The sequence below is a fragment of the Streptomyces sp. NPDC058619 genome, assembly GCF_042717785.1.
Taxonomy (GTDB): domain Bacteria; phylum Actinomycetota; class Actinomycetes; order Streptomycetales; family Streptomycetaceae; genus Streptomyces.
This window is the reverse complement of sequence record NZ_JBHXQN010000079.1, coordinates 1-22,882: the sequence shown is the minus strand read 5'-3', so window position 1 is coordinate 22,882 and position 22,882 is coordinate 1. Positions and strand designations below refer to the sequence as shown.

The window sequence follows — 22,882 nt, the reverse complement described above, 5'->3', positions numbered from 1 at the left end:
CTACGAGTCCAGAACCCCCACCATCACCCTCGCCGCATGACCACCCCAAACAACCTCATACCCGGCACCACGTCCTTGACGAAGGACATAGAGACACCCCCCGGCACCGAACCGGGGCCCGTACCGAACCGGGGGTCAGCGCCGAACCGCGAGCCGCACACGGCGCGCCGTCCGCCCCGGCCCCGGACGTAGCGGGCCCGGACGCCCGGCGCTCCGTCCGGCTCAGCGGCCTTCTCCCCTCAGCGGAGCCGCCCGCTCAGCGGACCTCGATGAAGTCCGTCGCCGCCCGCGCGGGCCGCTCGGGGGCGGCCGCGGCGGGATGGCCCACCGCCACGGCGCCCATCGGGTCCCAGTCGTCCGGCAGTCCCAGCACCCCGCGCACCACGTCCCGGCAGAACATCGTCGAGGACACCCACGCCGAGCCCAGCCGTTCCCCGGCCAGCGCGACGAGCAGGTTCTGCACGCCCGCGCCCATCGCGACCACGAACATCTCCCGCTCGGCCGCGTCGCGCCGCGCGTGCCCGTAGTCGTGCGCGCCGTCCGTCACCAGACAGGGCACCACCAGGTACGGGGCGGCCCGCAGCACGTCCCCGCGCCGGACCCGCCGCGCGATGGACTCCGCGGACTTCCCGTCCGCCCGGAGGTCGGCGATCCACGCGTCCCGCATCGCGTCCAGCAGCTCCAGCCGGGCCGCGGCCGACTCCAGCAGGACGAACCGCCACGGCGTCGTGTGGTGCGGCGCCGGGGCCGTCACGGCCGCCGCCACCGCCCGCCGCACGGCGCCGGGGTCCACCGGCTCGGCGGTGAAGGCCCGTACCGTACGGCGCTGCGTCACGGCTTCGCGGACCGCCTCCGAGGTGCCGAGACGGAACATGTCGTCGGCCGGCGGGCGGACCAGGTCCCGGGCCGAGGAGCCCTCGCCCAGGACGTGGGCCAGCCCGCGCACGACGGCGACCGGAAGCCCGGCCGCCTTCCCCTTGACCAGGTCCCCGGCGGCGGCCAGCTCGTCGGCCGTGGCCACGACGGTGGCGCTCAGCGGATTGCCGTGCGTGTCCGTCCCGCCCCGCAGGTCGTCCAGGACGCGTACGCCGGCCGAGCCGATCGCCACGTCGGTGAGGCCGGTGCGCCAGGGCCGCCCGAAGGTGTCCGTGACGACCACGCCGACGTCCGCCCCGAGGATGTCGCGCAGCCCCTCACGCATCGCGGCGGCCGAGGCGTCGGGGTCGACGGGCAGCAGCAGCACCGTGCCGGGTGCGGTGTTGGAGGCGTCCACGCCGGCCGCGGCCATGACCAGGCCCTGCCGGTTCTCGACGATCCGCAGCGGGCCCCGGCGCGCCACCACCCGTACCGTCTCGGCGTCGATCGCCTCCTCGCGCGAGGAGGCCTCGACGATCCGGCCCTCCGCCTTGGAGACGATCTTCGAGGTGACCAGCAGGACGTCGCCGTCGCGCAGGTCGGGCGCGGCCACCGCGATCAGCTTCGCCAGGTCGTCGCCGGGCCTGACCTCGGGGATCCCGTCGACCGCCCGCACCTCGTACGCGGGACCGCGCCCGCGAGGGGGGTGCGCCGCCGTCACCGCGCGGCCTCGGCCAGCTCCAGCGCGGCCCGGGCCATTTGGGCGGTGGCCTCCAGGTCGGTCATCATCAGCGGCACCGCGCGGCAGGTGATCCCGGCGGCCTCCACCTCGGCGACGGAGTCCGCGTCGGCGGTGTCCACCAGCCAGGCGTCCAGCAGCCCGGTCCCGTAGTGCAGGGCGACGGCGGCGGCGGTGGACTCGACGCCCACCGCGGCCAGCACCTTGTCGGCCATGCCGCGCACGGGCGCGCCCCCGATGATGGGGGAGAGGCCCACGACGGGCGCCGGGGCGGCGGCCACGGCGTCCCTGATGCCGGGCACGGACAGGATCGTCCCGACCGACACCACCGGGTTGGACGGCGGGAAGACGATCACGTCGGCGGCCGCGATGGCCTCCAGCACGCCGGGCGCGGGCTTGGCCTGCTCGGCGCCCACGGGGACGACGGCCTCAGCGTCGACCGAGGCGCGCAGCCGGACCCAGTACTCCTGGAAGTGGACGACCCGGCGCTCGCCGGTGTCCGCCTCGGTGATGGCGACGTGGGTCTCGACCCGGTCGTCGGACATGGGCAGCAGCCGGACGCCGGGCTGCCAGCGGTCGCAGAGGGCCTCGGTGACCGCGCTCAGCGGGTAGCCAGCGCCGAGCATCTGCGTACGGACGATGTGGGTGGCGAAATCGCGGTCGCCGAGACCGAACCAGGTGGGTCCGACCCCGTAGGCGGCGAGCTCCTCCTTGACGGTGAAGGACTCCTCCGTGCGGCCCCAGCCCTGGTCCTCGTTGATGCCACCGCCGAGGGTGTACATCACCGTGTCCAGATCGGGGCACACCTTGAGCCCGAACAGGTGAATGTCGTCACCGGTGTTGCCGATGACCGTGATGTCCGCGTCGGGGACTGCGGACTTGAGTCCGCGGAGGAACCGGGCGCCGCCTATACCGCCGGCCAGAACAACAATGCGCATGCACCGAAGTCTGTCAGGCCGCGTCACGGTCAGACGGGAAGGGCCTCGGGCCGGGCCGGGGAGCAGCTGTGCATCGGCATCTCGCTCAGGCCGGGGAAGTAGACGTGCAGGCTGACCGCGCCGTCGAGGGTGTCGTTGACGACCTCGTGGGCGTAGCTGGGGGCGAAGACCCGCTGGGAGCCGGCGCCGAGGGAGAGCCGTCCGCGGGCGTTGTGCTCGGTGAGCTCGCCGTCGAGGACGGTCATCACGCCGGAGGAGCTGCCGTGGTCGTGCGGGCCGCTGCCCTGGCCGGGGACCCAGCTGAGCAGCCAGACCTCGTAGCCGGGGCCGGTGCGCAGCCGGTGGTACCAGCGGGTGGTGGCGTCGTAGCGGACCAGGTGCTCCCAGGAGGCGCGGTCCCCGGCGATGGAACGGGCGAGGCCCACGAACTCGGCGACGGTGGCCGGGTGCTCGCGGGCGGGCTGCAGGAGGTGCTGGACGGCGAGGATGTCGCCGGCGATCTGGAGGTCGCTCTCGGCGCCCGTGGCGGGCGCCGGGGCGGTGACGGCGGATGCCGCGGCGGGGGCGGTGGGGGCCGGGGCGGTGGGGGCGGTGACGGCGGGGGTGGCGCTGTTCATCGTGGGGATACCTCGACGGGTGTCAGTCGTGCTGGCGGTTGCTGCGGGGGGCGGCCGGAGCTCGGCGGAGCCGGAGCTCCGAGGGCATCAACAGCTGCAACAGCAACAGCGAACCTGGGCAGCGCACAGGAACCCACGAATGGGGGTCCGGGTGGCGGCTGCGGGCGCTGACATGCGAACAAGGAGAGCGGGTCGAGGGCCGGACTGTCAACTCAATGACCGTTTCGAGGCAAAAGTTTCACCTCATCCGGTTAACGCGCCCGGAGAAAGGTTTGTGCAGTCAGGGCCAGGGGAGGTGGCGCTGTATCGCGACTCAAACCAACACCCGTCATCTCGTGACCCGAATGTGATCTACGCCGCTTCCGTGATCAGATCGCAACCATGTCGGTGCATGAGGCGTCGATTACGGGCAATGGGCGTCTTGTGGTGCGCGAGGCATGTGTCACGATTTTTGGCGATTTGAACACTTACTGCATACGCTTGGTTCCGCAGAGTGAATAAGGGGCCCAATAGCAGATCTCAGCTTGACTGCTCAGGAGCCACGCACTTGTACTTTCACTCGTGTCGTTACGTAGCGATCAGTGACGACGTCATCACGGGGACGCACAGACAGAGCGAGGGGCGCACATGACCGAGCTGTTTCAGGAACTGCTGGTCGAGGAGGCGGACGAAGAGCTCGGATGGCAGGAGCGCGCTCTGTGCGCCCAGACCGACCCCGAGTCCTTCTTCCCCGAGAAGGGCGGCTCCACCCGCGAGGCCAAGAAGGTCTGCCTCGCCTGCGAAGTCCGCTCCGAATGCCTTGAGTACGCCCTCGCCAACGACGAGCGATTCGGCATCTGGGGCGGTCTCTCCGAGCGTGAGCGCCGCCGGCTGAAAAAGGCAGCGGTCTGAGGAGGGCCCGGCGCCCCCGCGCGGGCACCTACGGCACATCGCACGACATATCCGACGGCACCACCCACGGCATATCCGACGGCACATCGCCCGGCAGGTCCGGCGGCACGGCCGACGGCGCAGCACACCGACCCGGCAGAGCAGACGGTCCGCCTCCCGCACCTTCCCCGCAGGAGGCGGACTGCCTTGTTCCCAGCCGTTAGTGTGGGGCGCTGTCCAGCAGCCTCCGAGGGTCCACCACCCCCGGACCCCCGGCCGGAGGGCCCGTACCGCGATGTCCCTGCACAGCCAGTCGACGGCCTCCCAGCAGGCCCCAGCCACCCCGGAGTTCCCCCGGCACGTCGTCACCGCGGTCCTCGTCGCCCATGACGGCGCCCGCTGGCTGCCGCGGACCCTCGCCGGCCTGCTCGGCCAGGAACGCCCCGCCCAGAACCACGTCGCCGCCGACACCGGCAGCGCCGACGACTCCGCCCGGCTCCTCACCGAGGCCTTCGGCGACGACCGGGTCCTGCACCTCGCCCGGCGCACCGGATTCGGCACCGCCGTCGACGAGGCCGCCCGGACTGCGGGCACGCTGACCCCCGAGGACCTCCCGTACCTCAAGCGCCCCAGCGGCTGGGACCCCGTCAGCCGCACCTGGCGCGACGACGCCTACGACCTCCCCGAACTGCCGCACGGCGAACCGGTCCAGTGGCTCTGGCTGCTCCACGACGACAGCGCCCCCGAACCGGACACCCTCACCGAACTGCTCCGCGTCGCCGACGAGAATCCCGAAGCCGCCGTCATCGGCCCCAAGCTGCGCGGCTGGTACGACAGGAAGCAGCTCCTCGAAGCCGGCGTCACCGTCGCCCGCAGCGGCCGCCGCTGGACCGGCCTGGACCGCCGCGAACAGGACCAGGGCCAGCACGATCAGATCCGCCCCGTCCTGTCCGTCTCCACTGCCGGCATGCTCGTGCGCCGCGACGTCTACGACGCCCTCGGCGGCTTCGACCGCCGGCTGCCGCTCATGCGCGACGACGTCGACCTGTGCTGGCGCGCCCACAGCGCCGGCCACACCGTCCTCGTCGCCCCCGACGCCGTCCTGCGGCACGCCGAGGCCTCCGCCCGCGAGCGCCGCACCGTCGACTGCGCCGGCCGCACCACCTCCAGCCCGCACCGCGTCGACAAGGCCGGCGCCGTCTACACGATGCTCGCCAACAGCTCCGGCCGCGCCCTCCCGTACGTACTGCTGCGCGTCCTCGTCGGCACCGTCCTGCGCACCCTCGCCTACCTCGTCGGCAAGGCACCCGGCCAGGCCGTCGACGAACTCACCGGCCTGCTCGCCACCCTGCTCCGCCCCGGCCGCGTCCTCGCCGCCCGCAAGGCCCGCCGCCGCCCCGCCGTCCCCGCCACCGAGCTGCGCCCGCTCTTCCCGCCGCCCGGCGCCTCCCTGCGCGCCAACGCCGAGGCCCTCGCCGGGTACTTCGGCGAAGGGCGCGCCACCGACACCGCCCCCGCCGGCCGGCACGGCGGAGCCAGCATCCTGACCGCGCCCGGCGAGGACGGCGACTACCAGGAGACCGAACGGTTCGCGCGCCTCAAACGGATCGCCCGCAACCCCGCGCCCGTCCTGTTCGGCCTCCTCCTGCTCGTCTCCCTCGCCGCCTGCCGCTCCCTCATCGGCGGCGGCTCCCTGATGGGCGGCGCCCTGCTGCCCGCCCCCGACAGCGGCTTCGACCTCTGGCGCGCCTACACCGACGGCTGGCACACCGTCTCCACCGGCTCCACCGCCGACGCCCCGCCGTACCTCGCCGTCCTCGGCGCCGTCTCCACCCTGTTGTTCGGCTCCACCCAGGCCGCCCTGACCCTGCTGCTCGTCGGCTCCGTCCCGCTCGCCGGACTCACCGCGTACTTCGCCTCCCGGCCGCTCGTCGAGTCCCGCCTGCTGCGCGCCTGGGCCGCCGTCGCCTACGCCTTCCTGCCCGCCGTCACCGGAGCCCTCGCCGGCGGCCGCCTCGGCACCGCCGTCCTCGCCGTGCTGCTGCCGCTCATCGCCCGCTCCGCCGTCGCCGCCTTCGGCCTCGGGGGAGCGGACGCCGACCCGGGCCGGCGCCCGGTGTGGACCCACACCCTCCTGCTCACCCTGGCCACCGCCTTCACCCCCGTCGTCTGGCCGCTCGCGGCCGCGCTCGGCGCCGCCGCGCTCGTCGTCCGCCGCGACCGCTGGAAGACGTACGGCCCCCGGCTCGCGGCCACCCTCGCCGTCCCCCTCCTCGTGCTCGCCCCCTGGTCCCTCGGCCTCCTGATGCACCCCGGCCGGCTGCTCCGCGAGGCCGGACTGCCGTACGGAGCCGGCTCCGCCTCGCCCCTCGGCCTGCTCGGCATCAACCCCGGCGGCCCCGGCACCGGCGCCTCCCTGCTCCTCGCCGGCGTCGTCCTCGCCGCCCTGGCCGCCCTGCTCCGCGCCGACCGGCAGTCCGCCGTACGCACCGCCTGGGCCGCCGCCCTCGCCGGGCTGCTGTTCGCCGTCCTCGTCGCCCGCACCGCCTGGGCCGGGCCCGCCACCCTGGTCTACGGACTCGCCCTCCTCGCGGCCGCCGTGCTCGGCGCCGACGGCGCCAAACACCGCGTCGCCGCCCGCAGCTTCGGCTGGCGCCAGCCGCTGGCCGCGCTGGTCGCGCTCGCCGCCGCCGCCGGCCCGCTGCTCGGCGCGGCCGGCTGGGTGCTCGACGGAGCCGCCGGACCGCTCCAGCGCCGCGACCCCGTACAGGTCCCGGCCTTCGTCGCCGACGCGGGCGGTGACGACAACCAGACCCGCACCCTCATCCTCGACCTGGACGGCCCCGCCGGCGTCTCCTACAGCCTCGTCCGCGGCTCCGGAGGCCGCCTCGGCGACGCCGAGACCACCGCCGCCACCGGCGGCGACGCCCGCCTCGACAAGGTCGTCTCCAACCTCGTCGCCGGTTCCGGCGCCGACCAGTCCAGCCAGCTCAGCGCCTTCGCCATCCGCTTCGTCATGTTCCGGCCGGGCGGCCCCGAGGAGATCCGCCGCGTCCTCGACGCCACCCCCGGCCTCAGCCGCCGCCACCAGCAGGACGGCACCGCCCTCTGGGGCGTCGAGCCCTGGCTGCCCCGCACCGTCATCGTCCCCGGCACGCCCGGCGAGGCACCCGTCCCGGTCTCCTCCGGCCCGGTCGAGGCCCACGCCGATATCCCGGCCGGCGAAGCGGGCCGCACGCTGCGCATCGCCGACCGCGCCGACTCCGGCTGGCAGGCCACCCTCGACGGCAAGCCCCTCAAGCCGAAGACCCTGGACGGCTGGGCGCAGGGCTTCGAACTGCCCGCCGCCGCCGGCCGCCTCGACCTCGTCCACGAGACCTCCCTGGTCCGCAGAACCTGGCACTGGACGCAGGGCCTCCTCGCCCTGGTGCTGCTGGTGATGGCGCTGCCCGGCCGCCGAACCCGGCTCGACGACGACCTGCCCGAGGAGGAGGCCGCGCTGCCGTCCCAGCCCGGTCCCGCCGAGGCCGGCGAGGGCCGCCGCGCCCGCCGGCTGCGCGCCGAGGCGGAGGCCGTGGCCGCGCCCGCCCCCGCGCAGGACGCCGGGGTCGCCGACCCGTACGCGCAGATTCCCGCGCAGCCGGCGTACGGGGAGGAGTCGTACGCCTACCAGGGCTACGGCGACGACCAGGGCGGCTACGCGTACGACCCCCAGCAGCCCCAGCAGCCCTACACCCCGGCGCCGGGCCACGAGCAGTACCCCGACCCGCCGGCGTCGTACCCCCAGCACCCCCGGCACCCCCAGCAGGGCGGGTACGGCGGCGCGGACGGCTACGAGGCCGCCCCCTACCCGCAGCACCCGCAGCACCCGCAGCACCCCGAGCACCCACAGGACCCGCCGGCCCGGGACCCGGGCCGGCCGGACCACCCCTACCCGTACGAGCCGTACGACACCTACGGACAGCACGCCCCGCGTCCGGACGGGAGCCCCCAGCAGTGAAGCAGCGCGCACCCCTGACGCTGGCGGCCGCGGCCGCGGCGCTGGCCGCCCTCACCGGGCTCGCCGCCCTCACCGCGCCCGCGGCCGGGAGCGCCGGCCCGGCCGCGGCCGCGTCCCGGATGCCCGTGGAGCGGTCCCTGCTGGTCTGCCCGGCGCCCAGCTCCTCGGACATCGCCGACACGACGTACACGGCGTTCACCCCGGCCGCGGCCGGCGGGACCCCCGCCCAGGGCTCGGCCCGGCTGCTCGGCGCGACCAAGGACGCCAAGCCGGTACTGGAGCCCAAGGAGCCGGGCAAGCCCTTCGGGGCCACCGCGGCCGGGGCCGACGCCCCCGCCCTGACGGGCACCGCCGACGGCTCCCTGGCCCCCGGCTGGACCGCGCAGCAGACCACCAAGGTCTCGGTCGGCCGCGCCCGCGGCGTGCTCGGCGTCGGCTGCACCGCGCCCGGCACCGACTTCTGGTTCCCCGCGGTGAGCACCGCCAAGGGGCGCGAGGACTACGTCCACCTCACCAACCCGGACGACGCCGCCGCCGTCGTCGACATCAAGCTCTTCGGCCCCGACGGCCCCCTCAAGTCCGAGGCGGGCACCGGCGAGAACATCCGGATCGACCCCCGGTCCAGCAAGGCCGTCCTGCTGTCCTCCCTGGCGCCCTCGACCCAGCTCGCCGACGCCACCGCGCACGTGACCACCCGGGCCGGCCGGGTCGGCGCCTCCGTGCAGGTCGCCGAGGAGGGGGTGGGCGCCGACTGGCTGCCCGCCGCCACCGACCCGGCCGGATCCCTCGTCCTGCCCGGCATCCCGGCGGACGCCACCTCCGTACGGCTGGTCGCGTTCGTTCCCGGCGACCAGGACGCGGACCTCAGCCTCCGGCTGGCCGGCCAGGGCGGCTCCATCAGCCCGGCGGGCAACGAACAGCTGCACGTCAAGGCCGGCATGACGGCGGGCGTGGACCTCGGGGACCTGACCCGGGGCGAGGCGGGCTCGCTGCTGCTGACCCCGGCGGACCCGAAGAAGACCTCGCCGGTGGTCGCGGCGGTACGGGTGGTCCGCGGCAGCGGCGCCAAGCAGGAGCTCGGCTTCGTCCCGGCGACCGGGCCGGTGGGCGCGCGGGCGACCGTGGCCGACAACCGGCCCGAGGAGAACACGACCGTGCTCGCGCTGACCGCCCCCGGCCGGCAGGACGCCAAGGTCAGGGTGACGGCCTCGCCGGGCACCGGGGGCGGGGAGGCGGCCTCCCAGGAGGTCGTCGTCAAGGCGGGCACCACCCAGAAGGTGACGGTGGCCCCGGCGGGCGGCAAGGGCGCGTACGCCCTCACGGTGGAGACCCTTTCGGGCGGTCCGGTCCACGCGGCCCGCACCCTGTCGCTCCCGCACGAGGGCATCGCGATGTTCACCGTGCAGACCCTGTCGGACGACCGCTCCACGGTCTCGGTCCCCAGGGCCGCCCAGGACCTGTCGGTCCTCGTCCGCTGACCCCGGCCGGTACGGCCGGACGCGGGGCCCGGCCGTACCGGCCCGGACCTCAGTCCTGGCCGTACCGGGCCGGGACCTCAGTCCTGGCCGTACCGCGGGTCCACGGTCTCCGGCGAGAGGCCCAGCAGCTCCGCCACCTGCTCCACGACGATCTCGTGCACCAGCAGCGCCTTCTCGTCGCGCGTCTTCGTACGGATCTCCACCGGCCGCCGGAACACCACGATCCGGGCCGGCCGCCCCTCACGGGGCTCCTGCACCGCGCCCAGCGGCACCGCCTCGTCGTTCCAGCCGGTGTCCGCGCCGCCCGGCGGACCGGGCACGTCCCCGACGAGGAACTCCACCTCTGCGAGCTGCGGGAAGCGCCGCTCCAGCCGCTCGACGGAGTCCCGCACGAGGTCCCCGAACACCTCCGACCGGCTCGCCGACAGCGGCACCTGAGGCGGCGCCAGCGGCCCGCGCATCCCGCGCCCGTGGCGGTCACGCCGGCGCTGGCGCGGCTCGGCGGGAAGGTCGACCGGGTGGGGGGGAAGCGGGCTGTCCGTCACCCCCGCAGGGTAGCCGCCGACCACGACACGGGGGGTGAGCGGCGGGAGAGTCGTCGCGGCCCGGTCAAGAGTGCGGTACGGTCCAACGTCGTGAGCCTTGTACGTCGCTGTTCGCGCACCGCGTGCGGCCGCCCTGCCGTCGCGACACTGACGTACGTCTACGCCGATTCGACCGCAGTTCTCGGCCCGCTCGCCACCTACGCCGAACCCCACTGCTACGACCTGTGCGCCGAGCACTCCGAGCGCCTGACCGCCCCGCGCGGCTGGGACGTCGTCCGGCTGTCCGACGGCTCCGCGCCGTCCCGCCCCAGCGGCGACGACCTCGAAGCCCTCGCCAACGCCGTACGCGAGGCCGCCCGCCCGCCGGAGCGCCCGGCCGAGCCCAACGGCCCCGGACGCGGCGGCCCGACCGCCGGTGAGACGCGCCGCGGCCACCTGCGCGTCCTGAGATCGCCCGAGTCCTGACCCCCTCCCCGCGATCCGGGGGCCGTGCCCTGTGCAGGGTAGGTTTATCCACCGCACAGGACCTTCAGGAGGGCAGGCAGTGGCCGCAGATCTTTCGAACATCGTCAAGGCGTACGACGTGCGCGGGGTCGTTCCGGACCAGTGGGACGAAACCCTGGCCGAGCTGTTCGGCGCGGCCTTCGTCGAGGTCGTCGGCGCCACCGCGATCGTGATCGGCCACGACATGCGTCCCTCCTCGCCCGGCCTGTCCGCCGCCTTCGCGCGCGGCGCCGCCACCCGCGGCGTGGACGTCACCCTCATCGGGCTCTGCTCCACCGACCAGCTGTACTACGCCTCCGGCTCCCTCGACCTCCCCGGCGCCATGTTCACGGCCTCCCACAACCCGGCCCAGTACAACGGCATCAAGCTCTGCCGCGCCGGCGCGGCCCCCGTGGGCCAGGACACCGGCCTCGCGCAGATCCGCGCCCTGGCCGAGAAGTGGACCGACGACGGCGCCCCCGCCGTCGCCGAGGGAACCGTCCCCGGCACGACCACCGAGCTGGACAGCCTCCCCGGCTACGCCGCGCACCTGAGGGGCCTGGTGGACCTCACCGCGATCCGCCCGCTCAAGGTCGTCGTGGACGCCGGCAACGGCATGGGCGGCCACACCGTCCCCACCGTGTTCGAGGGCCTCCCGCTCGACGTCGTCCCCATGTACTTCGAGCTCGACGGCAGCTTCCCGAACCACGAGGCCAACCCCCTCGACCCGAAGAACGTCGTCGACCTCCAGGCCCGCGTCCTCGCCGAGGGCGCCGATCTGGGCATCGCCTTCGACGGCGACGCCGACCGCTGCTTCATCATCGACGAGCGCGGCGTGGGCGTCTCCCCGTCCGCGATCACCGCCCTGGTCGCCGCCCGCGAGCTGGCCCGCAACGGCGGCACCGGCACCGTGATCCACAACCTGATCACCTCCTGGTCCGTCCCCGAAGTCGTCCGCGAGCACGGCGGCACCCCCGTCCGCACCCGCGTCGGCCACTCCTTCATCAAGGAGGAGATGGCCAAGAGCGGCGCCATATTCGGCGGTGAGCACTCGGCGCACTACTACTTCAAGGACTTCTGGAACGCGGACACCGGCATGCTCGCCGCGCTCCACGTCCTGGCGGCGCTCGGCGGCCAGGAGGGCACCCTCTCCGACCTGGTCTCCTCCTACGACCGCTACGCGGGCTCCGGCGAGATCAACTCCACGGTCGACGACCAGAAGGCCCGCCTCGCCGCGGTCAAGGAGACCTACGGCGCCCACGAGGGCGTCACCCTGGACGAGCTCGACGGCCTGACCGTCACCGGCGCCGACTGGTGGTTCAACGTACGCGCCTCCAACACCGAGCCGCTGCTGCGCCTCAACGTCGAGGCCCGCGACGAGGCGACCCTCGCCGCGGTCCGCGACGAGGTCCTGGCCCTCATCCGCGCCTGACGCCAGCGCCCACCCGCCCGGCGCCCGGGGCCCCCGCGCGGGGCGGCGGGGGCGCCGCCGGGCCCCGCCCCGGGCCCCGGCTCCCGTCCCCCCGGGCGGGACCGCGGCCGGACACCGCCGGACCGCACCCGCCGGTGACTCGGCGGTACGCTGACCACGCCCCAACCGCATGTCCGAAGGGAAAGCGCCCCATGCCGCTCGAAGCCGGTCTCCTGGAGATCCTCGCCTGCCCCGCCTGCCACGCGCCCCTCCGGGACGAGTCGGCCGGGGGACACCTCCCGGCGGCAGCCGGGGCAGAGACGGCCCCCGAGCTGATCTGCACCGGCCAGGACTGCGGGCTCGCCTACCCGGTCCGCGACGGCATCCCGGTACTCCTCGTCGACGAGGCCCGCCGCCCCGCCTGAGCCGCCCCGCACCGCGAGACGCGCAGACTGGTTCCGTCACCCAACAGCCGGAGGCCGCCATGCTCGACGAGTCACTCCTCGACGCACCGGACGCTCTCGTCCGCGCCGACCGCAGGGGCCTGCTCCGCGGCGCCGCCGAAGCCGGGGCCAGGGTCCGCACCGCCGCCCGCCACGCCGCCGAGGCGGGGCTGGGCGACCTGCGGCCCGACGGCCGGCCCCGCGCCGTCCTGATCGCCGGCTCCGGCACCGCCGCGACCGGGGTCGCCGACCTGCTCGGCGCCCTCGCCGGCGCCTCCGCGCCCGTCGTCCGGCTGGACCCCACCGGCGTCGCTCACGCGGCCGGAGCCCTGCGCTGGGCCCTGCCCGGCTGGGCCGGCCCCGTCGACCTGCTGCTCATCGCCACCACCGACGGCACCGAGCCCGGCCTCGCCCTCCTCTCCGAGCAGGCCTACCGGCGCGGCTGCACCGTCGTCGCCGTCGCCCCCGAACGCTCCCCGCTGAGCGAGGCGGTGGACGGCGCGCACGGGCTCCTCGTACCGATGGCCAAGGCCCCGTACCAGGAGTACGACGAATCCGCCGCGGCCGGACCCGGCGCCCTGTGGGCCCTGCTGACGCCCCTGCTGGTGCTGCTCGACAAGGTCGGCCTGATTACCGCCGCCCCCGAGACCCTGCAACTCGTCGCGGACCGGCTCGACCGCACCGCCGAACGCTGCGGCCCCGCCATCGCCACGTACTCCAACCCGGCCAAGACGCTCGCCTCCGAACTGGCCGACTCCCTCCCGCTCATCTGGAGCGAGGGCGCCGGAGCCGGGCCCGCCGGACGCCGGTTCGCCGCCACCCTCGCCGAGCTCGCCGGCCGCCCCGCACTGGCCGCCGCGCTCCCCGAGGCGCTGCCCGCCCACGGCGTCCTGCTCGCAGGCTCCTTCGCGGCCGGCGCCGATCCCGAAGACTTCTTCCGTGACCGGGTCGAAGAGCCCCAGGCCCTCCGCGCCCGCATCGTCCTGCTGCGTGACCGGCCGGCAGGCGGCCTCACCGCCGCCCCGGCCGCACGCGAGCTCGCCCTCAGCCACGACACGGCCATCAGCGAGCTCGAACCGGAGGAGGGCGTCGAGCTGGAACAGCTCGCCGAACTCCTCGCCGTCACGGATTTCGCCACCGCCTACCTGGCGTTGGCTTCCGGGGGACACGCCTGAGGTACACCTGCGTATCCGGCTCTATCCAGGAAGACCACGATGGACCGCCTGACGAACACGATCCGCCCCTACGCCTGGGGTTCCACCACCGCCATCCCGACCCTCCTCGGGGTCGCACCCACCGGTGAGCCCCAGGCCGAGATGTGGATGGGCGCCCACCCCGGCGCCCCCTCCCGCCTCGACCGGGGTGCGGGCGCGACCAGCCTCTGCGACCTGATCGCCGCAGACCCCGAGGGCGAGCTCGGCGCCGCCGCCGTCGCCAAGTTCGGCCCCCGGCTGCCCTTCCTCTTCAAGGTCCTCGCCGCCGGCGCCCCCCTCTCGCTCCAGGTCCACCCCGACCTGGCCCAGGCCCGCGAGGGGTACGAGGACGAGGAGCGCCGCGGCGTCCCGATCGACGCGGCCCACCGCAACTACAAGGACCCCAACCACAAGCCCGAGGTGATCTGCGCGCTCACCCCGTTCGACGGGTTCTGCGGCTTCCGCCACCCCGAACAGGCCGCCGCCCTCCTCGACGGCCTCGGCGTCGACTCCCTCAAGCCGTACGCCGACCTGCTGCGCGCCCACCCCGAGGACGCCGCGCTGCGCGAGGTGCTGACCGCCGTACTGACCGCGGACCGCGAGCAGATGGCCCGCACCGTCACCGAGACCGCGGCCGCCGCCGAGCGCCTCGGCGGCCCGTACGCGCCGTACGCCACCCTGGTCCACCACTTCCCCGGCGACCCCGGGGTCATCGCCGCCCTGCTCCTGAACCACTTCCGGCTCCAGCCCGGCGAGGCCGTGTTCCTCGGGGCCGGCGTCCCGCACGCCTACATCGACGGCCTGGGCGTCGAACTCCTCGCCAACTCCGACAACGTGCTGCGCGCCGGGCTCACCCCCAAACACGTGGACGTGCCCGAACTCCTGAAGGTCGTCCGCTTCGAGTCGGGCGACCCGGCCGTGCTGCGCCCCGAGGGCGACGGCGAGGAGGTCTACGAGACCCCCATCGACGAGTTCCGGCTCTCCCGCTTCCTCCTCGCCCCCGGCGGCGCCTCCCGGGTGCTCCCGGCGGACACCGCACAGATCCTGCTCTGCACCGCGGGCGCCCCCCGGGTCGGCGAACTCGACCTGGCGCCCGGCGGGTCGGTATTCGTACCGGCGGGCGAAAAGGTCGAACTGTCGGGAACCGGCACCGTATTCCGTGCGACCGTGATCGTCTGACGCGCCGTCGCCGGGGTACCTGCAACAATGTGCGGCCGGTAGCCAGTGCCTAGGAAGGACACCCTGAATCCATGAGCGCGTCGGGCGGTACCAAGGCGATCGTGGCGGCACTCGCCGCCAACCTCGCCATCGCTGTAGCCAAATTCGTGGCGTACCTCTTCAGCGGATCCTCGTCGATGCTCGCAGAAAGCGTCCACTCGCTCGCGGACTCGGGCAACCAGGGGCTGCTGCTCCTCGGCGGCAAGAAGGCCAAGCGCGAGGCGACGCCCGAGCACCCCTTCGGGTACGGGCGCGAGCGGTACATCTATGCCTTCCTCGTCTCCATCGTGCTCTTCAGCGTCGGTGGCATGTTCGCCATCTACGAGGGCTACGAGAAGATCCACGACCCGCACGAGATCACGAACTGGTACTGGCCGGTCGGCGTCCTCGTCTTCGCGATCATCGCGGAGACCTTCTCCTTCCGCACCGCGATCAAGGAGTCGAACCTGGTCCGCGGGAACCTGTCCTGGCGCCAGTTCGTCAAGCGCGCCAAGGCCCCGGAGCTGCCCGTCGTGCTCCTGGAGGACCTCGGCGCGCTCGTCGGCCTAGTCCTGGCCCTCGGCGGCGTCGGCCTCGCCCTGCTGACCGGCAACGGCGTCTGGGACGGCATCGGCACCCTGTGCATCGGCGTCCTGCTGATCGTCATCGCGATCATCCTGGCGGCGGAGACCAAGTCCCTGCTGCTCGGTGAGGCCGCGGGCACCGACGACGTCGAGAAGATCAGGGCCGCCGTCGTGGACGGGCACACCGTCACCAGCCTGATCCACATGCGCACCCTGCACCTCGGCCCCGAGGAACTGCTGGTCGCGGCGAAGATCGCGGTCAAGAGCGACGACACCGCGGCCGAGGTGGCCCGCGCGATCAACGCCGCCGAGACCCGCATCCGCGAGGCGGTCCCCATCGCCCGGGTGATCTACCTGGAGCCGGACATCTACAACGCCGCGGCCGCCGCCTCGGCGCCCGACCCGGTGAAGGCCCCCGGCGGCGACGGCCACTGAGGGTCCGGGCGGACGCCCGGGAACACGTGGGGGCGCGGTCCTACCGGATCTCGCGCAGCACCTCCAGGACCGACGGCCCGTCCGGTGCGCTCTGCAGCCGCTCCCGGAACCCGGTGTCCATGAGCTTGCGCGACAGCAGCGCCAGGATGCGCAGGTGCTCGTCGCCCGCCGCGGTCTCCGGTACCGAGATCATGAACAGCAGCCGGGCCTTCGTACCGTCCAGCGAGCCCCACTCGATGCCCTCGCCGGACCGGGCGAAGCCCACCGTCGGGCGGGTCACCGCGTCCGTCTTGGCGTGCGGGATCGCGATGGACTCGCCGAGGCCGGTCGTACCCTGCGCCTCCCGGGCGAGCGCGACCCGTACGAGCTCGTCCACGTCCCGGACGTTCCCGGTGGTGGCCAGCATGTGCGCCATCTCGCGGATCGCCGCCTCCTTGGAGTCCGAGGCCAGCTCCGTCTTCACGGTCCGCCCGGTCAGGTACCCGGACAGCACCTCGGGCTCGCCCGCGGGCGCGGCGGTCTCCCGTACGGCGCCACCGGCAGCCGCACCAGCGGCACCACCCGCACCCGCACCCGCTCCGACCAGCACCGGCTCGGGCGCGAGCGCCTTCGGGCCGGCCGGCGCGGCGCCGGCCCGGCGCTGCTTGAGCCCGATCAGGGCGTTGGTGGTCAGCGCGGTGACGACGGTGCCCGCCGCGATCGCGACGAAGAACATGCCGACCCCGCCGACGGCGCCGAACACGGAGACGATCGGGCCGCCGTGCGGCACCGAGTTCGTGACCCCGGCGATGCCCGCGATGGCACCGGCCACCGCGCCGCCCAGCATGTTCGCCGGGATGACCTGCGCCGGCCGCGCGGCGGCGAAGGGGATCGCGCCCTCCGAGATGCCGAAGCAGCCCATGAAGAGCGCGGCGATGCCGGTCTCGCGCTCCCGGCCGGTGTACAGCTTGCGGCGCAGCTGCGTGGCCAGGCCCTGGCCCAGCGGCATGACGGGGATCGCGGCGGCGGCCATGCCCATGACGGTGTTGTTGGTGCCGATCAGGCCGACCGCGACGAGGAAGGCCGTCTTGTTGACCGGCCCGCCCATGTCGAAGGCGATCATCAGGCCGATGATGGCGCCCAGCAGGATCGCGCTGGAGCCGGTCATGCCGTTCAGCCAGCTGGTCAGGTGGGTGAACACCCAGGAGATCGGCTGCCCGATCACGTAGATGTAGAACAGCCCGAGCGCCAGCGTCGACACGATCGGGATCACGATGATCGGCATGATCGGCCGGACGAACTTGGGGACCTTGACCTTCTTGATCCAGACGACCAGGTAACCCGCCAGGAAGCCGGTGGCGATCGCCCCCAGGAAGCCGGCGTTCGCGTCGGCCTTGTAGATGGTGGTGGCGTCGGCGGCGAGGAAGCCGCCGATCATGCCGGGCACCAGCGCCGGCCGGTCGCCGAGGGCGTAGGCGATGTAGCCGGAGAAGATCGGCAGCATCAGCGTGAAGCCGAGGGTGCCGAGCGCGTTGACGTAGAACCAGAAGGACCCCTCGTCGAAGGTGATGCCCTTACCGGAGGAGTGCCCGCCGAGCGCGATCGAGACGGCGAGCAGCAGCCCGCCCACGACCACGAACGGGATCATGTGGGAGACGCCGTTCATCAGGGCCTTGTACGCGGCGCTGCGCGCCCGGCCGCCCCCGCCCCCGCCCCCGCCCCCGCTCCCGCCCGCCGGGGCCGTCCCGGCCTGCACCGGCGCGCTCCGGACCCGCTCGATGAGCTCCTTCGGCTTGTGGATGCCGTCGGCGACCCCGGTGGACAGCACCCGCTTGCCGGCGAAGCGCTCCCGGTCGACCTCCTTGTCGGCGGCGATGATGATTCCGTCCGCCTCCTTGACATCGTTGTCAGAGATAACGTTCTCGGCTCCGATGGAGCCCTGCGTCTCCACCTTCATGTCGACGCCGAGCTCATCGGCGGCCTGCTGGAGCTTCTCCGCCGCCATGTAGGTGTGCGCGATGCCCGTGGGGCACGCGGTGACGGCGAGCAGCTTGAGGCGCTTGTGCCCGCTTGCGCCCCCGCCTGCGGGAGGGCCGGCCGGACTGGTCACAGAAATCTCCTTCACACCACGGTTCCTGCGGGGATCGCGCGGAAGTCCCGATCCACCGGCATCCTCCCGCACATAAGAGGTGGATTAAAAGCCCGAAAGGCCCCGAAAGCTCCTGCCGGAGGGCCCGACCCCCGCAGACGACTCTTTCCCCGGGCGACTGGGGCACGCACGGCCGATCGGTGTAGATTCGTCATCAGTGTCAGGCGTCGCTGCTGATGGCGGTCGGGCGGTCTTCGCGACCGGCCGAGGGGAGAGAGGGCCCCCGACGGACTGTGCTCGGTGTTCCATCCCCCAGACTCGTCCGGGGTACCCCAGCCGTCCGGCGCACGGCCCAGAGCCGTACCCACCCTCTCGAACCATGAGGAGCAGCACCCATGGACTTCAAGGTCGCAGACCTCTCCCTTGCCGTCTTCGGCCGCAAGGAGATCACCCTGGCCGAGCACGAGATGCCGGGTCTGATGTCGATCCGCGCCGAGTACGCGGACGCCCAGCCCCTGGCCGGTGCCCGCATCACCGGCTCCCTGCACATGACCGTGCAGACGGCCGTGCTCATCGAGACCCTCGTCGCCCTCGGCGCCGACGTCCGCTGGGCCTCCTGCAACATCTTCTCCACCCAGGACCACGCGGCCGCCGCCATCGCGGTGGGCCCGAACGGCACCCCGGAGAACCCGCAGGGCGTCCCCGTCTTCGCCTGGAAGGGCGAGACGCTGGAGGAGTACTGGTGGTGCACGGAGCAGGCGCTCACCTGGCCGAACACCCCCACCGGCGGCCCGAACATGATCCTCGACGACGGTGGCGACGCCACCCTCCTCGTCCACAAGGGCGTCGAGTTCGAGAAGGCCGGCGCGGCCCCGGACCCGTCCACGGCGGACTCCGAGGAGTACGCGTACATCCTCACGCTGCTGAACCGCACCCTCGGTGAGAACCCGCAGAAGTGGACGCAGCTCGCGTCCGAGATCCGCGGCGTGACCGAGGAGACCACCACCGGTGTCCACCGCCTGTACGAGATGATGGCCGAGGGCACCCTGCTCTTCCCGGCGATCAACGTGAACGACGCCGTGACGAAGTCGAAGTTCGACAACAAGTACGGCTGCCGCCACTCCCTGATCGACGGCATCAACCGCGCCACCGACGTCCTCATCGGCGGCAAGACCGCCGTCGTCTTCGGCTACGGCGACGTCGGCAAGGGCAGCGCCGAGTCCCTGCGCGGCCAGGGCGCCCGTGTCATCGTCACCGAGATCGACCCGATCTGCGCGCTCCAGGCGGCCATGGACGGCTACCAGGTCGCGACGCTGGACGACGTCGTCGCGACGGCCGACATCTTCATCACGACCACGGGCAACAAGGACATCATCATGGCCTCCGACATGGCCAAGATGAAGCACCAGGCGATCGTGGGCAACATCGGCCACTTCGACAACGAGATCGACATGGCCGGCCTCGCCAAGATCGAGGGCATCGTCAAGGACGAGGTCAAGCCCCAGGTCCACACCTGGAAGTTCCCCGACGGCAAGGTCCTCATCGTGCTGTCCGAGGGCCGCCTGCTGAACCTCGGCAACGCGACCGGCCACCCCTCCTTCGTCATGTCGAACTCCTTCGCGGACCAGACCCTGGCCCAGATCGAGATCTTCACGAAGCCCTCCGAGTACCCGACCGACGTCTACGTGCTGCCCAAGCACCTCGACGAGAAGGTCGCCCGCCTCCACCTCGACGCCCTCGGCGTCAGGCTCACCACCCTGCGCCCGGAGCAGGCCGCGTACATCGGCGTCGACGTCGACGGCCCGTACAAGCCGGACCACTACCGCTACTGATCCCCGCGGATCCCCAGCACCCCGTCAGTCCGAGTCAGGCCCCCGGCACACCCTGCCGGGGGCCTGCCCCGTGCGCACGCACGCCCCCGCGAACGACCCAGGGAGTACGCCATGCCCCGCGGCCGCTACTCGCTCCACGACCCGCACGACCGCACTCCCCTCGGCGAGGAGCACTTCCACTGCGCGCCCGGCCCCTCCGGCTGGCGCTACGTCTCCCAGCTCACCGCCCCGAACGGCGACCACCGGGGCTCCGTGGACCTGGCCGTCGACGAACTCGGCCGCCCCGTCCGCCTGGAGGCCAACGCGTCGAGCTGGCAGGTCCGGGGCGCAGCCATCGACGGCGTCACGTGGGTCCGCACCGACCCCAGCGGCGCCGAGGCCACCGAGGGCAACGTCCGCGCGCCGGGCTTCACCGGCACGTCACCGGCCTTCCTCGTCGCGACGGCCCGCCTGCTGCGCCCCGCCGTGGGCGCCCCGGCCACCCGCGTACGGCTCGTCGCCCTCACCGACCCGGTCCTGGCCCCCCGTACGGTCGACCAGGCCTGGGCCCTGCTGCGGCGCGAGGAGCACCCCACGGACAGCGGCCCGCTCCTGGTGGACACGTACGAGGTCAGCGCCCTGGACACCGGAGAGGTGCACACGGTCCACATCGCCGGGGACGTCGTCCTCTCGGCACCGGGCATCGAGCTCGAACACCTGGAGACCCCGCCGTCGGCGTTCCCGGACCCCGCCGGCTAGGCGCCGCCTAGGCGGGCGGCGCGAACCCTCCACGACTGCGCGGCGCCACCGGCGCCGGAGGCCCGGCGGGGGCGGTGTACGCGGGAACGGCCGGCGCAGCCGCCGGGGCAACCCCACCCGGAACGGGAGCCGGGGCATGAGCCGGAGTCGCAACCGGGACCGGAGTCGCGGCCGGTACCCAGCCCGGCGCCCCACCCTGAAGGCGGCCCGGAACGCCGCCCGGCACCGCGCCCGCGAAGGCCCGCGCCGCGTCCCGCGACTGCCGCTCGTGCACCACGGCCATCAGGTACGCGGCGGCCGGCACCCCGGCCGGCGGCGGCGTACCGGTCCGCGCCACCAGGTCGTCCGCGAGCTTCGCGGCCATCGCCGCGCCCACGTGCGGATCCAGCTGGGACATCCGCGTCAGGTACTGGCGTATAGCGAGCCACAGCCCGTCCGGCACCGCCGACAGGTCCAGCCCGGCGAACCGGCCGGCCAGCCACGGGGGCGGCGGCGGAACCGGCATGACCCGCGCCCCGGGCACCCGCTCCCGGACCACCAGCGTTCCCGCGAACACGTCACCGACCCGGCGCCCCCGCTCGGATGCGAGCGAGGCGATGCACGCCACGGACCCGAACGTCATCAGCAGCTCCACGACCCCCATGGACCCGCGCACCAGCGCGTGCCGGAAACGGATCGGCCCACCGTCGTCCCGTACGACCCGCAGCCCGCAGGCCAGCTTCCCGAGCGACCGCCCGTGGGTCAGCGTCTCCACCGCGATCGGCACGCCGACCAGCAGCAGCAGCCCGCTCGCGACCGACACCGCCGCCTGCGCGGCGTCGTCCAGCGTGGACACCGAGTACGCCAGCCCGATCATGATCACCAGGTAGGCCAGCAGGTAGACGACCAGGTCGAGGACGTAGGCCAGCGCCCGGCTCGGCACCCTCGCGGGCCTCAGCCCCAGGACTACCGCGTCCCCCGTCACCAGATCGCTCACCGCAACACCCTTCACGTGACCTGACCCGCCCCAACGGCATCCAGTCTGCCAAGCTGAACACATTAGGAGTAGGCAGAAACTGGGGACCTGGGGCAGGGGAGCGGCAACCGGATGGATCTCGACGTCTTCGTGACGGCACACCGTGCGGAATGGGACCGTTTGGAACAGCTCCTGGGCCGCGGCCGGGGGCTCACCGGCGACGAGGCCGACGAGCTCGTCGCGCTCTACCAGCGCACGTCGACGCACCTCTCCCTGATCCAGTCCAGCGCCCCCGACCCGATGCTCACCGGCCGGCTGACCCAGCTGGTCGCCCGCGCCCGGGCGACGGTGACGGGCACCCGCCGCGCGAGCTGGCGCGACGCGGCCCGCTTCTTCACCGCCGGCTTCCCGGCCGCGGTGTACCGCAGCCGCCGCTGGTGGATACCGACCGCGCTGCTCTCCACCGCGGTCGGCGTGCTCATCGGCTGGTGGATCGCGACGCACCCCGAGGTCCAGGGGGCGATCGGCGCCCCGGAGGACCTGAAGGCGCTCACGCAGCCGGGCGGCGAATACGAGACGTACTACTCCAGCCACCCCGCGGCCTCGTTCGCGGCCCAGGTCTGGACGAACAACGCCAAGGCGGCGGCGATGTGTCTGGTCCTCGGCGCCTTCCTGGGCCTGCCGGTGCTCTGGATCCTCTTCGTGAACATGGCCAACGTCGGCGTCGGCATCGGCCTGATGTCGGCCGCCGGCCGCCTCGACGTCTTCCTCGGCCTGATCCTCCCGCACGGCCTGCTCGAACTGACGGCGGTCTTCGTCGCCGCGGGCACGGGCCTGCGCCTGGGCTGGACGGTCATCGACCCGGGCCCCCGCACCCGCCGCACCGCCCTCGCCGAACAGGGACGCGCCGCCCTGGGCATGGCGCTCGGCCTGGCGGTGGTCCTGTTCGTCTCGGGCCTCATCGAAGGCTTCGTCACCCCGTCCGGCCTGCCTACGTGGGCCCGCATCCTGATCGGCATCGCCGCCGAGGCGGCCTTCCTCGTCTACGTGTACGTCCTGGGCGGCCGGGCCTCCCGCGCGGGCGAGGTGGGCGATGTCGAAGCCGCCGACCGAACGGCGACGCTCCCCACTGCCGCCTGATGTGCGTACGAGCCCGCTGAGCTGCTAGTCTCCTCGTCGTCCCGCAAAGACCGTTGACACAGACCGCGCGGGGAGGTAGATTCGAACGGTTGCCTCGAACTGGACAAGTTCGGCAGCGATGGTTTAGAGTCTCTCTCGCCCCCAAGGAATTCAATTCCAGTGGGGCCGCATTCGACTCCTCATTCAGGATTCTGAAGCCGGGAAATCCGGTGGAAATCCTCTGGTAGAGTCGGACTCGCCGGAAAGGGAAAGCGCGAAAGCGAATACCTGGAAAGCGAATCCCGCTTCGACCGGGAATCGGACGCGAAGAAGTCTGATAGAGTCGGAAACGCAGGAACAGCAAGAACAGAACGAAAGCCCG

At 73.4% G+C, this 22,882-nt stretch carries 18 protein-coding genes; 12 read left to right on the top strand and 6 right to left on the bottom strand.

What is annotated here, in order from left to right:
• Positions 1-256: 256 nt before the first annotated feature.
• From ACFWTC_RS35925 to ACFWTC_RS35915, 3 genes are read right to left on the bottom strand one after another with little or no spacing between them, the layout of a single operon-like run.
• On the bottom strand, positions 257-1,576 hold the full coding sequence (locus tag ACFWTC_RS35925; protein WP_384030047.1) for a coenzyme F420-0:L-glutamate ligase: 1,320 nt from the start codon (positions 1,574-1,576) through the stop codon (positions 257-259).
• A complete protein-coding gene (gene cofD, locus ACFWTC_RS35920; protein WP_383920821.1) occupies positions 1,573-2,532 on the bottom strand; it encodes a 2-phospho-L-lactate transferase in 960 nt (319 codons plus the stop codon). Before cofD ends, ACFWTC_RS35925 begins: the two co-directional genes overlap by 4 nt.
• A 29-nt stretch (positions 2,533-2,561) precedes the next feature.
• Complete coding sequence (locus ACFWTC_RS35915; protein ID WP_384030049.1) at positions 2,562-3,149, bottom strand: cysteine dioxygenase; 588 nt, start codon at positions 3,147-3,149, stop codon at positions 2,562-2,564.
• Positions 3,150-3,776: 627 nt separating this feature from the next.
• On the opposite strand from ACFWTC_RS35915, the gene ACFWTC_RS35910 reads away from it, so the two are divergent.
• The 3 genes from ACFWTC_RS35910 (at position 3,777) to ACFWTC_RS35900 (ending at position 9,497) form a co-directional block, all read left to right on the top strand.
• Entirely contained in the window at positions 3,777-4,040 is a 264-nt protein-coding gene (locus ACFWTC_RS35910) for a WhiB family transcriptional regulator (RefSeq protein ID WP_003983763.1), read from the top strand.
• A 274-nt stretch (positions 4,041-4,314) separates the two neighbouring features.
• Positions 4,315-8,019, top strand: a complete 3,705-nt coding sequence (locus ACFWTC_RS35905) for a glycosyltransferase (protein ID WP_384030051.1) — start codon at positions 4,315-4,317, stop codon at positions 8,017-8,019.
• Positions 8,016-9,497 carry a DUF5719 family protein gene (locus tag ACFWTC_RS35900; RefSeq protein WP_383920829.1) on the top strand — a complete coding sequence of 494 codons (1,482 nt, stop codon included), beginning with the start codon at positions 8,016-8,018 and terminating at the stop codon, positions 9,495-9,497. The genes ACFWTC_RS35905 and ACFWTC_RS35900 overlap by 4 nt, the downstream gene beginning before the upstream one ends.
• A 77-nt stretch (positions 9,498-9,574) precedes the next feature.
• On the opposite strand, the gene ACFWTC_RS35895 is transcribed toward ACFWTC_RS35900, so the two are convergent.
• Positions 9,575-10,042 (bottom strand): metallopeptidase family protein, encoded by a 468-nt coding sequence (locus tag ACFWTC_RS35895; RefSeq protein WP_383907718.1) that lies wholly within the window; start codon positions 10,040-10,042, stop codon positions 9,575-9,577.
• 90 nt (positions 10,043-10,132) lie between these two features.
• Here ACFWTC_RS35895 and ACFWTC_RS35890 point away from each other — a divergent pair, with 90 nt between their 5' ends.
• The 6 genes from ACFWTC_RS35890 (at position 10,133) to ACFWTC_RS35865 (ending at position 15,788) form a co-directional block, all read left to right on the top strand.
• Positions 10,133-10,507, top strand: coding sequence for a DUF3499 domain-containing protein (locus ACFWTC_RS35890; RefSeq protein ID WP_383920832.1), 375 nt, complete (start codon positions 10,133-10,135; stop codon positions 10,505-10,507).
• A gap of 79 nt (positions 10,508-10,586) precedes the next feature.
• Positions 10,587-11,957, top strand: a complete 1,371-nt coding sequence (locus tag ACFWTC_RS35885; protein ID WP_384030053.1) for a phosphomannomutase/phosphoglucomutase — start codon at positions 10,587-10,589, stop codon at positions 11,955-11,957.
• Between the two features lie 191 nt (positions 11,958-12,148).
• A complete protein-coding gene (locus ACFWTC_RS35880) occupies positions 12,149-12,361 on the top strand; it encodes a Trm112 family protein (RefSeq protein WP_383933368.1) in 213 nt (70 codons plus the stop codon).
• 59 nt (positions 12,362-12,420) lie between these two features.
• Complete coding sequence (locus ACFWTC_RS35875; RefSeq protein WP_383933366.1) at positions 12,421-13,554, top strand: SIS domain-containing protein; 1,134 nt, start codon at positions 12,421-12,423, stop codon at positions 13,552-13,554.
• A gap of 39 nt (positions 13,555-13,593) precedes the next feature.
• A complete protein-coding gene (gene manA / locus ACFWTC_RS35870) occupies positions 13,594-14,751 on the top strand; it encodes a mannose-6-phosphate isomerase, class I (protein WP_383933364.1) in 1,158 nt (385 codons plus the stop codon).
• 71 nt (positions 14,752-14,822) lie between these two features.
• Positions 14,823-15,788, top strand: a complete 966-nt coding sequence (locus ACFWTC_RS35865; RefSeq protein WP_383933362.1) for a cation diffusion facilitator family transporter — start codon at positions 14,823-14,825, stop codon at positions 15,786-15,788.
• A gap of 40 nt (positions 15,789-15,828) precedes the next feature.
• Here ACFWTC_RS35865 and ACFWTC_RS35860 read toward each other — a convergent pair whose 3' ends face one another.
• Positions 15,829-17,877, bottom strand: a complete 2,049-nt coding sequence (locus ACFWTC_RS35860) for a fructose-specific PTS transporter subunit EIIC (protein WP_384030055.1) — start codon at positions 17,875-17,877, stop codon at positions 15,829-15,831.
• Positions 17,878-18,251: 374 nt separating this feature from the next.
• Between ACFWTC_RS35860 and ahcY the strand changes: the two genes are divergently transcribed.
• Complete coding sequence (ahcY, locus tag ACFWTC_RS35855) at positions 18,252-19,688, top strand: adenosylhomocysteinase (protein ID WP_384030057.1); 1,437 nt, start codon at positions 18,252-18,254, stop codon at positions 19,686-19,688.
• A gap of 111 nt (positions 19,689-19,799) precedes the next feature.
• Positions 19,800-20,426 carry a hypothetical protein gene (locus ACFWTC_RS35850; RefSeq protein WP_384030059.1) on the top strand — a complete coding sequence of 209 codons (627 nt, stop codon included), beginning with the start codon at positions 19,800-19,802 and terminating at the stop codon, positions 20,424-20,426.
• Between the two features lie 7 nt (positions 20,427-20,433).
• On the opposite strand, the gene ACFWTC_RS35845 is transcribed toward ACFWTC_RS35850, so the two are convergent.
• Positions 20,434-21,402 carry an RDD family protein gene (locus ACFWTC_RS35845; protein WP_384030061.1) on the bottom strand — a complete coding sequence of 323 codons (969 nt, stop codon included), beginning with the start codon at positions 21,400-21,402 and terminating at the stop codon, positions 20,434-20,436.
• Between the two features lie 111 nt (positions 21,403-21,513).
• Between ACFWTC_RS35845 and ACFWTC_RS35840 the strand changes: the two genes are divergently transcribed.
• Entirely contained in the window at positions 21,514-22,521 is a 1,008-nt protein-coding gene (locus ACFWTC_RS35840; RefSeq protein WP_383933130.1) for a stage II sporulation protein M, read from the top strand.
• Positions 22,522-22,882 lie beyond the last annotated feature (361 nt).